Genomic DNA, 13,718 nt, shown 5'->3' with positions numbered 1-13,718 from the left:
TCGCGGCGAACTCCCGAAAGAAGCAACCGGCCATGCCGATCCAGCGTTCCGAAGTCCTCTACACCGCCGTCGCCACCGCCGAGAACGGGCGGGACGGCCGCGTCTCCACCGACGACGGCAAGATCGACGTCATCGTCAACCCGCCCAAGGCCATGGGTGGTTCCGGTACGGGCACCAACCCCGAGCAGCTCTTCGCGGCGGGCTACAGCGCCTGCTTCCAGGGCGCGCTCGGAGTCGTCGCCCGCAACGAGAAGGCCGACATCACCGGCTCGACGGTCACCGCCGAGGTCGGCATCGGCAAGAACGACGAGGGCTTCGGCATCATCGTCAGAATCACCGCGCGCATCCCCGGGATGGACCCGGAGAGGGCCCGAAACCTCGTCGAGAAGGCCCACCTGGTCTGCCCGTACTCCAAGGCGACCCGGGGCAACATCACGGTCGATCTGGCCGTCTGATCACGGCCCCGACGCACCTGGCGAGGACCGTACCCCCGCGCGGGGGTGCGGCCCCCGCCGCCCCGTCGCCTCCGGGCCCCAAGGGCCCGATCCCCGCCCGTCGGACGCCCCCCGACACCCCTGACCTCCACCGATACAGTGGCCCCCATGCGTGATCTCGGGGTGGGTTTCGGTTATCTGCTGCAAGGCCAGAAGTGGGTGGCGCGGCGCGGACGGTGGCTGGGAATCGGGCTGCTGCCCGGCCTCGTGACGCTGGTGCTGTACGCGGGGGCGCTCGTCGGTCTCGGCTACGGCGCCGACGACCTCACCATCTGGGCCACCCCGTTCGCCGACGACTGGTCCTCGCCCTGGCTCGGGATCTTCCGGGGCACCCTGACCGCCCTCGTCTTCGCCTTCGGTCTCTTCCTCGCGGTCATCACCTTCACCGCCGTGACCCTCCTCGTCGGCCAGCCCTTCTACGACGCGCTCTCCCAGGAAGTCGACCGGGGCGAGGGCGGCGAGGTCCCCGAGTCGGGGCTGCCGCTCTGGCGCGAGCTGTGGATCTCCGCCCGCGACAGCCTCCGCATCCTGCTGCGGGTGGCGCTCTACGGAGTCCTCCTCTTCGCCTGCGGGTTCATCCCGGTCGTCGGCCAGACCGTCGTGCCCGCCCTCGGCTTCTGCGTCTCCGGCTTCTTCCTCACCGAGGAGCTGACCGCCGTCGCCCTCCAGCGCAGGGACGTCGAACTGAAGGAGCGGCTGCGGCTGCTGAGGAGCCGCCGGGGGGCCGCGCTGGGCTTCGGCGTACCGCTGACCCTCGCCTTCCTGGTGCCCTTCGTCGCCGTCTTCCTGATGCCCGGCGCGGTCGCCGGAGCCACCCTGATGGCCCGAGACCTGCGAGGCGAGGCCTCCGCCGACGACCGGGAAAACCGCGCCGACGCCGACCGGACGACCGCTGCCGGGCCCACCGGCTCTACTGGGCCCACCGGCTCTACTGGGCTCACCGACTCCGTAGGCCCCACCTCGGCCTGACCGGAGCCCCTTCTCCAAGCCCCAGCCCCAAGCCCGGCCCCGCCGCCGACCCGGCAGGCACGGCCGACCCGGCCGACCCGGCGGTCCTCCCCGGCCCGCATCCCCTCCAGTCTCAGCCGCCCCGGCCCGAGTCGCCCCCGGCCTCACCCCCCCCGGACCCCCCCGGCCCCCCGGCCCCAGGCCGGGTCAGAATTCCAGCACCGGGTGGAGTTCCGGGCGGGCGTCCCACCAAGCCCGGTAGAAGGCGTTGTTGTCGACGTTCGCCAGGTAGGCGTGCACCGCCGCCCGGTACAGCAGCTCCGCGTGCCGGGCGGAGACCGCCGCCTTGTTCCAGGCCACCCGGATGCGGCCCAGGACCGGATCGCCCTCCAGTGGCCGCAGGACCGTGCCCTCGGCGTGCGGGGCCGTCGGCTGGGTCAGTGAGATGGCCCGGCCCGAGGCGATCAGGGCGTAGTGCATCTTCCGGTCGGGCACCCGGTGGCGCAGCGACGGGGTGAACCCGACCCGGGCGCACGCGGCGATCAGCGCCTCCGGCCCGCCGTCGTCCTCCTCCACGAGGCACATCCAGGACTCCCCGGCCAGGTCGGCGAGGTCGATCCGGTCCCGGCCCGCCAGCGGGTGCGCCTGCGAAAGGCGCACGCAGAACGGTTCCTTGGCGACCACGGTCCGCGCGGCGGTGCCCTCCGGCAGGGTCACCTCGTGCTCGTTGACCTCGCCGTACAGCACGGCGTCGTACCGTCCCGCGCCCAGCTGCCGGGTCAGCGTCGTCGCCGAGTGCTCCACGGTCACCGAGATGTCCTGCCCCGCCATGATCCGTTCCAGCTGTCCGAGAAGTCCGTCGACGAGGACCAGCAGGATGCACCCGAGGCGCAGCGCGGTGCCCGGATCGGCGGCTCGGGCACCGGCGGCGAGCGCGTCCATCTCGCCGAGCACGAGCCGCGCCTTCGACAGGACGAACTCGCCCAGCGGGGTGGGCTCCACGCCGTGCCTGCTGCGCAGGAACAGCTCGCCGCCCGCGACCCGTTCGATGCGCCGGAGCTGCGCGGACAGTGCGGGCTGCGAGACCCCGAGGCGCCCGGCGGCGCGCCCCAGACTGCCCGCTTCCGCTATCCGGCAGACGGCCTCCAGATGCCTCAACTCCAGCTGCATTTCAGCAGCGTAAGGGGCGCCGCGCGACCGCACCATAACCCGCGTCTTATGCCGCGTGAGATGTCCCGAACTAGCCATGTCCACGCCCATACTCGGCGCGACGATCCGTCTTCCCCCACCACGATCCCCACCCCGATCGGAGCAGACGTGCACCCCACCAGACTCACGGCGACCGTGGCCGCCCTGGCGCTGTCGGCGAGCCTCGCCACCGCCTTCGCCGGCACCGCCCACGCGGTCCCGCAGTCGCAGCCCGTGCCCCCGGGCCACGGCAAGTCCCTCGCCCTCGCCGCCGCCGACGACGCCGCCGCCAGCGGTCTCGACGAGCTGCGGCACGGCGCCGACGAGGAGCTGGTCCGCACGTCGGTCACCCCGTGGGCGAACGGCCTGTACTACGCCTCGTACGAGCGCACCTACCGGGGTCTGCCGGTCGTCGGCGGCGACGCGGTCGTCGTCTCGGACAGCTCGGGCAAGGTCCGCGAGGTCACCGGAGCCCCGGCGCCCGCGCTGCGGCTCTCCACCAAGGCGAAGGTGACCTCCGCCGCCGCCCTCGCCACCGCCCGCGCGCAGCTGGCGGCGGTGGAGAGCGCGAGCGCCCCCGAGCTGACCGTGCTGCTGAAGGGCGGCAAGGCGGTGCTGACCTGGCACACCCGGGTCGTGGGCCGGACCGCGAAGGACCTGCCGAGCGCGCTCGACACCTATGTGGACGCGCGGACCGGGGCCGTAGCCCAGGCCGTCGACAAGGTCCTGCACGCCGACGGACGCGGCTACCACAACGGCAATGTCACCATCGACACCGCCGCGAGCTCCATGACCGACACCACGCGCGGTTCCTTCAAGTGCGGCGGCCAGAACGGCAGCGCGTACACGGGCTCCTCGCCGTGGGGCAACAGCGGCGCCAACGACCTCGTGACCGCCTGCGTCGACATCATGTACGCGGCGCAGAAGGAACACTCCATGCTGAAGGAGTGGTTCGGCTACAACGGCCAGAACGGGCAGGGCGGTCTCGTCCCGGCGCGCGCCGGTCTGAGCGAGGTCAACGCGTACTACGACGGCACGAAGACCACGTACGGCCGCAACCAGAACGGCACGATGCAGCTCACCGGCATCGACGTGGTGGCGCACGAGTACGGTCACGAGATCTTCGACAAGACGCCGGGCAGCGCGGGCTCGTCCAACGAGAACGGCGGCATGAACGAGTCGACGGGCGACATCTTCGGCGCGCTCACCGAGCACTACGCCAACAACCCGAACGACACCCCGGACTACACCGTCGGCGAGAAGCTCAACTTCCTCGGCGACAACAAGCCGATCCGGTACATGTACAACCCGTCGCTCGCCGACAACGCCCCCAACTGTTACACCCAGTTGAGCTCCAACACCGAGGTGCACGCGGCGGCCGGCCCGCAGAACCACTGGTTCTACCTGCTGGCCGAGGGCTCCAACCCGGGCGGCGGCAAGCCCAACAGCCCCATATGCTCCGGCGGTCCGTCCTCGGTGACCGGTGTCGGCATCCAGAAGGCGGGCAAGATCTTCATGGGCGCGCTGCTCATGAAGACCTCCTCGTGGAACCACCTGGCGGCCCGCAAGGCGACCCTGACCAGCGCCAAGAACACCTACGGCAGCGTCGAGTGCAACGCGGTGAAGGCCGCCTGGAACGCGATCGGCGTACCGGCCCAGTCCGGTGAGACCGACTGCGGCGGCACCAGCACGCCGGACTTCTCGCTCGCCCTGAACCCGTCCTCGGGCTCGGTCCAGGCGGGTGCCTCCCTCACCTCCACGGTGAGCACCTCCACCACCGGCGGCAGCGCGCAGACCGTCCAGCTCTCCGCGAGCGGCGCCCCGAGCGGGGTCACGGTCTCCTTCAGCCCCTCCTCGGTGACCTCGGGCGCCTCGTCCACGATGACCGTCCAGGTCGCGGCGGGCACCGCCAACGGCACATACCCGATCACCGTCACCGGTACGGGCTCCGCCACCCACACCGTCACCTACCAGCTGTCGGTCGGCACCTCGAACCCGCCCACGGGCTGCAACAACACGCAGAACACCTACCAGGGTTCGCTGACCGCCGGTCAGGCCGTGGCGCAGCCGGACGGTTCGTACTACTACTCGGCGACCTCGGGCACCCACGTGGGCTGCCTGCGCGGCCCGGCCGGTGCGGACTTCGACCTGTACCTCCAGAAGTGGAACGGCGCGAGCTGGGTGGACGTGGCCGTGGGCGGCACGGCGACCGCCGACGAGAACACCAGCTACTACGGCACCGCGGGCTACTACCGGTACGTGGTCCACGCGTACAGCGGCTCCGGCGCCTACACGCTGGGTCTGACCGCCCCGTAACGGGGGCGGGACGGTGTCGCGGACCGGGGGTTCCGTGACACCTTCCCCGGAGCCGGGCGGCCGTATGTCCCACGGCCGCCCGGCTCCACCCGAAGCGCCCCGGGGCCGCCCCACACGGCCCCGGGGCGCTTCGCCGTACCGTGACCCGCCCCCGGGGGGACCCGATTCCAGGGGTACGACCTCCGGGGGCACGGGCCCGGCCTCGGGAGGCTCAGCCGATCCGGGCCAGCGCGAAGCCCACGTCCACGCCCCCCGCGTCCGCGAGGCGGGTGCCGTCCGGGCCCCAGACTCCGGAGAAGCCGATGCCCTCGCCCTCCTCGTTGGACCCCAGGGTGTTGCCGAGGACCACGTGCAGGCCGAAGTCCCGGGCGCGCACCGGGTAGACGTTCTCCAGGGAGTCGTTCCCGGTGACCAGGACGGAGCTGGCCAGATAGACGGCGCAGCCGTCGGCCGCGGCCCGCTCGGCCAGTGCGGGGAACCGGTTGTCGTAGCAGGTGGCGGTCGCGAACCGGAGGCCGTCGAGAGCGAACCGGCCGTCCTCGGAGCCCGCGACGAAGACCTCCCGCTCGGTGCCGTGGAGGTGCTGCTTGTCGTAGCGGGCGAGGAGCGAGCCGTCCGGGCCGATCACCAGGGTGGTGAGGGCCGGGCGCCCGTCGTCCGTCCGTACGGGCCCGTTGACGACCGCCGCCGCCGAGACCGCGCGGCAGGCCTCCCGTACGGGGTCGAGCCGGGGATCGTCCTCGTCGAGGACCAGGGCGGGGGTCTCCCGGATGAGGGAGGGCTCGTAGCCGGTGAGGCAGAGTTCGGCGAAGACGACGAGGCGGGCGCCCTCGGCTCCGGCGGAGCGGACCAGCTCCGCGACCGTCCGTACGTTGGCTTCGAGATCCCCGGCGGCCGGGGCGAACTGGGAGGCGGCGACGATCATGCCGCCATTGTCCCGCACCGCCCCGCCCCGCCGTCCTCGGCGTCCGTCGCCCCGCCCCGGCCGAGCAGGGCCAGGAAGTCGCGGAAGGCGCCCGGCATGTCGACCGCCGAGGGGTCCAGGAGCCACTGGTACTGAAGGCCGTCCATCACCGCCGTGAGCAGCGGCGCCGCCCGCTCGGGGGTGAGGCCGCCGGGCAGCAGGTCGCCGAACTCCAGGCGCAGGATCCGCGCCAGATCGCCCCGCACCTGCGTGTACCGGTCGGTGAAGAACTCCCGGGCCGGATGCCCCTCCGTCACGCTCTCGCCGAGCAGCGCGGAGAAGGTCTGCACGATGCCGGGCCGCATCGCGTTGTACTCGACGAGGGAGTCGAGCAGGTCGAGCCGCCAGTTCTCGCGGTCCCGGCCGCCACTGGTGTCCCAGCGGTCGCGCTCCTCCAGGACGGCGACGAGCAGGGCCTCCTTCGTCGGGTAGTAGTGGAGGAGACCCTGCTGGGTCAGGCCGACGCGCTCGGCGACCGCGCCCAGGGCGGCACCCCGGTAGCCGCGCTCGGCGATCACCTCCAGGGCGGCGAGCAGGATCTCCGCCCGCCGTTCCTCACTCCGCGCCCGTGCCATCGGCCCGGCTCCTTTCGCAGCTTCCGTCCCCAGGACCGTACGCCATCGACAAGGTAACGAAAAGATCACATTGCCTACCGGATTACAGAAGTTCGGGTTCATGATGATCGCACCAGCACTTCGACACGGAGGTACGGACGTGACGGACACAGCGGACAGGACGGCCGGGGCGGACCCGGTGGGCTCGGTGGACCCGGTGGGCATCGCGGACCCGGACCCGGACGTGAACGGGGACGCCCTGCGCGAGGCGGTCGTCGAGGCGGCCCTCGCCCGGCTCGACCTCGACACCAAGACGAGGCTGCTCGCGGGCCAGGACATGTGGACCCTGCCCGCCCTGCCGGAGATCGGCCTCGCCTCCCTCGTCATGTCCGACGGTCCCATCGGCGTCCGGGGCGTCCGCTGGACCGCCGACGACCCCTCCGTCGCCCTGCCCTCCCCGACCGCGCTCGCCGCCACCTGGGACCCCGCCCTCGCCCGCCGGGCCGGCCGCCTCCTCGCCCAGGAGGCCCGCCGCAAGGGCGTCCACGTCGCCCTCGCCCCCACCGTCAACCTGCACCGCTCCCCCCTCGGCGGCCGCCACTTCGAGGCGTACAGCGAGGACCCGCTGCTCACCGGGGCCATCGGCACCGGCTACGTCCAAGGCGTCCAGGACGGCGGCGTCGGCACCACCGTCAAGCACTTCGTCGCCAACGACGCCGAGACCGACCGCTTCACCGTCGACAACCGGGTCGCCCCCCGCCCGCTCCGCGAGCTGTACCTCGCCCCCTTCGAGGCGATCGTCGAGAACGCGCGCCCCTGGGGCATCATGACCGCCTACAACCAGGTCAACGGCGTGACCATGACCGAACACCACCACCTCGTCAACGAGGTCCTGCGCGGCGAGTGGGGCTTCGACGGCTTCAACGTCTCCGACTGGATGGCCGCCCGCTCCACCACCGGAGGCATCGAGGGCGGCCTCGACGTCGCCATGCCCGGCCCCGTCACCGTCTACGGCGAAGCCCTCGCCACCGCCGTCCGCGCCGGAGAGGCGGAGGAGTCCGCCGTCGACACCGCCGTCCGCAACGTCCTGCGGCTCGCCGCCCGCGTCGGCGCCCTCGAAGGCGCCCCGCCCGCCGTCGCCACCCCGCCCGCCGCCCTCGACGGCTCCGCCCTCGCCCGCGAGATCGCCCACCGGGGCTTCGTCCTCGTCCGCAACGAGAACGGAGCGCTGCCCCTGCGCCCCGGCACCGTCGCCCTCTCCGGCGCCGCCGCCCGCGACGCCCGGATCCTCGGCGGCGGCTCCGCCCAGGTCTTCCCCGAGCACGTCGTCTCCCCGCTCGACGGCCTCGCCGCCGCCCTCCCCGAAGGAACCCTCTCCTACGCGGTCGGCGCCGACCCCAGCGACGAACTCACCCCCGCCGACCGGGGCTTCACCCTCCGCGCCCGCTGCCGCGACGCCGAGGGACGGCTCCTCGGCGAGGGCTCCCTGCCCAGCGGACAGGTCCAGTGGATCGGCGGCGACCTCCCCGACGGCGTCACCCACGAGCACCTCGCCTCCGTCGAGATCGTCGGCACCTTCACCCCGCGCGAGTCCGGCGCGCACTCCTTCGGCACCCGGGGACTCGGCGCCTTCACCCTCACCGTCGCGGGCACCACCGTCTTCGACGGCGTCCAGGCCATGGGCCCCGAGACCGACCCCTTCGAAGCCTTCTTCGGCGCCCCCGTCGAGCGCGCCAAGGTCGTGCTCACCGAGGGCGAGACCGTCGAGGTCTCCCTCCGGCACGTCCTGGACAAGGGCTTCGCCTCCCCGCTCCCGGCCGTCATGTTCTCCTTCGTCCACCTCGGCCCCCGCCGCGACCCCGACGAACTGATCGCCGAGGCCGCCGAGGCCGCCCGCGCCGCCGACACCGCCGTCGTGGTCGTCGCCACCACCGAACGCGTCGAGTCCGAGGGCTTCGACCGCACCGGCCTCGCCCTCCCCGGCCGCCAGAACGACCTGGTCCGGGCCGTCGCCGCCGCCAACCCGAACACCGTCGTCATCGTCAACGCGGGCTCCCCGGTCGAACTGCCCTGGCGCGAGGACGTGGCCGCCGTCCTCCTCGGCTGGTTCCCCGGCCAGGAAGGCGGCGCCGCCCTCGCCGACGTCCTCACCGGCGCCGAGGAACCCGCCGGCCGCCTCCCCACCACCTGGCCCGCCGTCCTCGCCGACGCCCCCGTCACCCGGGTCGCCCCCGTCGACGGCCGACTGGAGTACGAGGAGGGCCTCTTCATCGGCTACCGTGCCTGGGACCGCGCCCCGGCCGCCCCCGCGTACCCCTTCGGCCACGGCCTCGGCTACACCACCTGGACGTACGACACGCTGGCCACCGGCCCCGGCACCGCGACCGTCCGCCTCACCAACACCGGCGACCGGCCCGGACGCGAGGTCGTCCAGATCTACCTCGCCCCCGTGGACGACCCCGCCGAGCGCCCGGCCCGCTGGCTCGCCGGCTTCGCGAGCGTCGAGGCGGGCCCCGGGGAGAGCGTCGAGACCGAGATCACGCTGCCCCGCCGCGCCTTCGAGATCTGGGACGAGGAGACGCACGGCTGGACCCCCGTCCCCGGCGACTACGAGATCCTCGCCGCGCACTCCCTGCACGACGTCAGGCTCGGCGCACGCCTGACGATCTGACACCGGGACGGCGGCACCCGGAGCCCGCGCACCAGGGCTCCGGGTGCCGGGGGCCGGGTGCCGGGTGCCGGGGGAGTACCCGGGGTCTCCGGGGGAGCGGCCTCAGGCCGTCGTGATCCGCCGGTACGCCAGCTCCGCGAGCCGCGCCTGGCCTTCCTTGCTCGGGTGGAACCAGTCCCAGGGGCTCAGCTGCTCGCCGCCGAAGTGGAAACCGAAGACCGCCCCGTCGTCGTACCGGCAGCGGAGATCCTTCGCGCACACCTCCGCGAGCACCCGGTTGTACGCCACCACCCGGTCCCGCACCTCGGCCCGCCGCCGCTCCGCCGCCGGTCCCAGGTCCTGGGAGTCCGCGAGCATCGCGCCGCAGATCCCCAGCTTCCACACCTGCCGCCCCACCGGATCGACCCGCCCCGTCGACCACAGGCGCATCAGATCCGGCACGCTCGCCACGTACACCTGGGCCTTCGGGGCGCCCTTCCGCAGCCGGAACAGGGCCGTCTCGAAGGACGCCCGGAAATCCTCGACCGGCGTCATGAGGTCCGGCGTCGGACGGCAGGCGTCGTTGGCGCCCATCATCACCGTCACCAGCTCCGGGCGCTGGGCCGCCGCCTCCGCCATCTGCGCCGGAAGCTCCGCCATCCGGGCGCCCGTCTTCGCCAGGTTCCAGCTGTGGCCGGCCACCTTCGAGGGGCCGAGCAGCCGCATCGCCAGGCTGTTCACCTCGGCGTCCGTGCCGGTCGCCCAGGACACCTCGGGGCAGTCCGAAAGGACCGTACAGGCGTCGAAGGCGCGGGTCACGGAGTCCCCGACGGCGGCGACGGAGGACGGCGAGACGTTCCACACGGGGGCCGGGACCGGCGTCGCGCGCGGGGCGCTCCGCACCCCCGGTTCCCCGGCGGTGCAGCCCGCGAGCACCCCCGTGCACAGCAGCGCGGCCGTGGCGGCGGCGACCGCCGTACGGAATCGGCGTCCCACACGCATCCCCCGGCCTTCCCTCGGCGTCCTGGCGGGTGAAAGCTTCGTGTTCACCCGCACACGGACCGACCGTACGCCACCCCGGGGGCGGTGCGGCACGGTAGCTTTTCCCCCGTCGAACCAGAGGCACCCTTCGCCGAGCGGCTCCGGTAAATTACATCACGTCACATGCTGTCCCCTTTTTGAGGGTTTGCGATGCTCTGATCCTGATGCTGTTTACTGTGGCCGCTGGAGAAAGGCGACCCTCGTCCCACACTGGAGGTCCCGGTGACGACACGTGGAGTCCTGTACGTACACTCCGCGCCGCGCGCGCTGTGCCCGCACGTCGAATGGGCGGTCGCGGGTGTCCTCGGCGCGAGGGTCCAGCTCGACTGGATCCGCCAGCCGGCGTCCCCCGGCACCTGGAGAGCGGAGTTCTCCTGGCGGGGCCGCACCGGCACCGCGTCCGAACTCGCCTCCGCACTGCGCGGCTGGCAGATGCTCCGCTTCGAGGTCACCGCCGAGCCCTGCGCCACCGCCGAGGGCGAGCGCTACAGCGCCACCCCCGACCTGGGCATCTTTCACGCCGTCACCGGGCCGCACGGCGACATCCTGGTCCCCGAGGACCGGCTGAGAGCCGCCCTCGCCCGCTCCGTGCAGGGCGAGACACGGCTGGAGTCCGAGATCGCCAAGCTCCTCGGCAAGCCCTGGGACGACGAACTCGAACCCTTCCGGTACGCGGGCGAGGGCGCCCCCGTCCGCTGGCTCCACCAGGTGGTCTGACCCCGGCACCGGACCCGCTGACCCGGGCCGGACCCGCGTACGCACGGCGAAGGCCCGGGGTCCGCGTACGCACGGCGACAGCCCGGGGTCCGCGTACGTACGGCGAAGGCCCGCCCCCGGTGCCGGGGGCGGGCCTTGAGCGGGTCGGACGACGCCCGGGGGCGGATCAGACCGTGCGGAACGCCAGGACGACGTTGTGGCCGCCGAAGCCGAAGCTGTTGTTGATCGCGGCGATCGTGCCCTGCGGCAGCTCGCGGGGCTCGTCGCGGACGATGTCCGCGTCCACGGCCGGGTCGAGGTCGTCGATGTTGATCGTCGGCGGGGCCAGCCGGTTGTGCAGCGCCAGGACCGTCGCGACGGTCTCGATGCCGCCCGCGCCGCCGAGGAGGTGGCCGGTCATCGACTTCGTCGCGGAGATCGCGACATGGTCGAGGTCGTCGCCCAGGACGTCGCGCAGCGCCTTGATCTCGGCGACGTCGCCCTGCGGGGTCGACGTGGCGTGCGCGTTGAGGTGCACGACCTCGGAGGGCTTCAGGTCGGTGGAGTCGAGCAGGTGCCGCATCGCGGCGGCGATGCCCCGGCCGGTCGGCTCGGGCTGCGCGATGTGGTGGCTGTCGGCCGACAGGCCCTGGCCGAGGACCTCGCAGTAGATCCGAGCGCCACGCGCCTTCGCGTGCTCCTCGGACTCCAGGACGACGACGCCCGCGCCCTCGCCGAGCACGAAGCCGTCACGGCCCGTGTCGTACGGGCGGGAGGCCTTCGTCGGGTCGCCCTCGCTCTTGGACATCGCCATCATGTTGGCGAAGGCGGCGATCGGCAGCGGGTGGATCGCGGCCTCGGTGCCACCGGCGACGACCACGTCGGCACGGCCGGTGCGGATCATCTCGACGGCGTAGCCGATCGCCTCGGCGCCCGAGGCGCACGCGGAGACCGGGGTGTGGACACCCGCTCGCGCGTTGACTTCGAGGCCCACGTTGGCGGAGGGGCCGTTGGGCATGAGCATGGGCACGGTGTGCGGGGAGACGCGGCGGACGCCCTTCTCCTTGAGCACGTCGTACTGGTCGAGCAGGGTGGTCACGCCGCCGATGCCGGAGGCGATGACGGAACCGAGCCGTTCGGGGGCGATCTTCTCGTCCTCGCCGGCGGGCGCGGTGTATCCCGCGTCGGCCCAGGCCTCGCGGGCGGCGATCAGCGCGAACTGCGCCGAACGGTCCAGTTTGCGGGCGAGCGGACGGGGCAGGACGTCACCGGGGTCGACGGCGGCCGTCGCGGCGATCTTGACGGGCAGCTCCGCGAAGCGCTCGCCCACCAGGGGCTTGACGCCGGAGCGCCCCGCGAGAAGACCTTCCCAGGTCGACGCGGAGTCGCCACCCAGCGGTGTGGTTGCGCCGATACCGGTAACGACCACGGTGCGATTGGTCGAGCTCACAGGAATTCGTTCTCCATGTGTGTGTTGGTCGGAGTTCGGCGCCACCGCCGGGTGGCGGGCCGGGTCAGCGGAGGCCGAATCAGGCCTGGTGCTTCAGGATGTAGTCGGCAGCGTCACCGACGGTCTTGAGGTTCTTGACGTCCTCGTCCGGGATCTTGACGTCGAAGCGCTCTTCGGCGGCGACGACGACCTCGACCATGGACAGCGAGTCGACGTCCAGGTCGTCGGTGAAGGACTTGTCCAGCTGGACGTCCTCGGTGGGGATGCCGGCGATCTCGTTGACGATCTCGGCGAGACCCTCGACGACCTGCTCCTGGGTGAAGGCCATGGTGGCGCTCCTTCTTGTGATTGCTGGTAAACGGTGTGCCGGAGAGATCCGGTGTGCCTAGGGGAGGGTAACGACCGACGCGGCGAAGACGAGACCCGCCCCGAAGCCGATGATGAGCGCCGTGTCGCCGCTCTTGGCCTGGCCGGTCGCCAGGAGCCGTTCCATCGCGAGCGGAATGGAGGCGGCGGAGGTGTTGCCGGTGGTCTCGACGTCACGGGCGACCGTGACGTGCTCGGGCAGCTTGAGCGTCTTCACCATCGAGTCGATGATCCGCATGTTCGCCTGGTGCGGGATGAAGACGTCCAGATCGTCCGGGGAGATCCCGGCGGCGTCCAGAGCCTGCTGCGCGACCTTCGCCATCTCGAAGACGGCCCAGCGGAAGACCGCCTGGCCCTCCTGCGTGATGGCGGGGAACTTGATGTCGCCCTGGCTGTCGAGGGGGAGCTTGGAGACGTCGCCCACGTGGAACTCGTTCCACGGCACGGTCTGCTTGATGGTCTCGGACTTGTCGCCCTCGGAGCCCCAGACGGTGGGGCCGATGTGCGGCTCGTCGGAGGGGCCGACGACGACCGCTCCGGCGCCGTCGCCGAACAGGAAGGCCGTCGCGCGGTCCTCAAGGTCGGTCAGGTCGCTGAGCCGCTCGACGCCGATGACGAGCACGTACTCCGCCGAACCCTCGACGATCATGCCCTTGGCGAGGGTCAGGCCGTAGCCGAAGCCCGCGCAGCCGGCGGAGATGTCGAACGCGGCCGGCTTCCCGGCGCCGATCCGGTCGGCGATCTCGGTGGCGATGGCGGGGGTCTGCTTGAAGTGCGAGACCGTGGAGACGACGACGGCGCCGATCTGCTCGGGAGAGATCCCGGCGGCGGCGATGGCCTTGCCCGAGGCCTCCACCGACATGGCGGCGACGGTCTCCTCGGGCGAGGCCCAGTGCCGGGTGGCGATCCCGGAGCGCGAGCGGATCCACTCGTCGGACGAATCGATCTTCTCGAGGATCACCTCGTTCGGCACGACCCGGGTGGGGCGGTAGCCGCCGACACCGAGAATGCGCGCGTACGGGGCACCCTTGCTGGGCTTGATCTTCGACAT

The 13,718-nt window shown here is 72.4% G+C and carries 12 protein-coding genes; 5 read left to right on the top strand and 7 right to left on the bottom strand.

Annotation, left to right across the window (positions count from 1 at the left end; genetic code table 11):
* Window positions 1-32 precede the first annotated feature (32 nt).
* Both BU197_RS06220 and BU197_RS06215 read left to right on the top strand, forming a co-directional pair.
* A complete protein-coding gene (locus BU197_RS06220; protein WP_188267193.1) occupies window positions 33-455 on the top strand; it encodes an organic hydroperoxide resistance protein in 423 nt (140 codons plus the stop codon).
* A 147-nt stretch (window positions 456-602) separates the two neighbouring features.
* On the top strand, window positions 603-1,463 hold the full coding sequence (locus BU197_RS06215; RefSeq protein ID WP_188267192.1) for an EI24 domain-containing protein: 861 nt from the start codon (window positions 603-605) through the stop codon (window positions 1,461-1,463).
* A gap of 186 nt (window positions 1,464-1,649) precedes the next feature.
* Here the strand turns inward: BU197_RS06215 and BU197_RS06210 are convergent, their stop codons facing one another.
* On the bottom strand, window positions 1,650-2,612 hold the full coding sequence (locus BU197_RS06210; protein ID WP_188267191.1) for a LysR family transcriptional regulator: 963 nt from the start codon (window positions 2,610-2,612) through the stop codon (window positions 1,650-1,652).
* A 147-nt stretch (window positions 2,613-2,759) separates the two neighbouring features.
* Between BU197_RS06210 and BU197_RS06205 the strand changes: the two genes are divergently transcribed.
* Window positions 2,760-4,946 (top strand): M4 family metallopeptidase, encoded by a 2,187-nt coding sequence (locus BU197_RS06205; protein ID WP_317452203.1) that lies wholly within the window; start codon window positions 2,760-2,762, stop codon window positions 4,944-4,946.
* A gap of 211 nt (window positions 4,947-5,157) precedes the next feature.
* Here the strand turns inward: BU197_RS06205 and BU197_RS06200 are convergent, their stop codons facing one another.
* Window positions 5,158-5,871: a carbon-nitrogen hydrolase family protein gene (locus BU197_RS06200; RefSeq protein ID WP_188267190.1), complete on the bottom strand. Its 714-nt coding sequence runs from the start codon at window positions 5,869-5,871 to the stop codon at window positions 5,158-5,160.
* On the bottom strand, window positions 5,868-6,485 hold the full coding sequence (locus BU197_RS06195) for a TetR/AcrR family transcriptional regulator (protein ID WP_188267189.1): 618 nt from the start codon (window positions 6,483-6,485) through the stop codon (window positions 5,868-5,870). The genes BU197_RS06200 and BU197_RS06195 overlap by 4 nt, the downstream gene beginning before the upstream one ends.
* Before the next feature lie 103 nt (window positions 6,486-6,588).
* Between BU197_RS06195 and BU197_RS06190 the strand changes: the two genes are divergently transcribed.
* Window positions 6,589-9,135, top strand: coding sequence for a beta-glucosidase family protein (locus BU197_RS06190; RefSeq protein ID WP_188267268.1), 2,547 nt, complete (start codon window positions 6,589-6,591; stop codon window positions 9,133-9,135).
* 102 nt (window positions 9,136-9,237) lie between these two features.
* On the opposite strand, the gene BU197_RS06185 is transcribed toward BU197_RS06190, so the two are convergent.
* Window positions 9,238-10,116 carry an SGNH/GDSL hydrolase family protein gene (locus BU197_RS06185; RefSeq protein WP_188267188.1) on the bottom strand — a complete coding sequence of 293 codons (879 nt, stop codon included), beginning with the start codon at window positions 10,114-10,116 and terminating at the stop codon, window positions 9,238-9,240.
* Between the two features lie 261 nt (window positions 10,117-10,377).
* Between BU197_RS06185 and BU197_RS06180 the strand changes: the two genes are divergently transcribed.
* Entirely contained in the window at window positions 10,378-10,872 is a 495-nt protein-coding gene (locus tag BU197_RS06180; protein ID WP_188267187.1) for a DUF3145 domain-containing protein, read from the top strand.
* A 166-nt stretch (window positions 10,873-11,038) separates the two neighbouring features.
* Here the strand turns inward: BU197_RS06180 and fabF are convergent, their stop codons facing one another.
* The 3 genes from fabF to BU197_RS06165 form a co-directional block, all read right to left on the bottom strand.
* Window positions 11,039-12,301: a beta-ketoacyl-ACP synthase II gene (gene fabF / locus BU197_RS06175; protein ID WP_188267186.1), complete on the bottom strand. Its 1,263-nt coding sequence runs from the start codon at window positions 12,299-12,301 to the stop codon at window positions 11,039-11,041.
* Between the two features lie 79 nt (window positions 12,302-12,380).
* On the bottom strand, window positions 12,381-12,629 hold the full coding sequence (locus BU197_RS06170; protein WP_188267185.1) for an acyl carrier protein: 249 nt from the start codon (window positions 12,627-12,629) through the stop codon (window positions 12,381-12,383).
* A 57-nt stretch (window positions 12,630-12,686) separates the two neighbouring features.
* Entirely contained in the window at window positions 12,687-13,718 is a 1,032-nt protein-coding gene (locus BU197_RS06165; protein WP_188267184.1) for a ketoacyl-ACP synthase III, read from the bottom strand.

This window comes from Streptomyces sp. CBMA291 (genome assembly GCF_014596525.1).
In the GTDB taxonomy this organism is placed as follows: Bacteria; Actinomycetota; Actinomycetes; order Streptomycetales; family Streptomycetaceae; genus Streptomyces.
The sequence above is the reverse complement of the archived record's forward strand: the minus strand, read 5'-3'. Positions and strand labels throughout refer to the sequence as shown.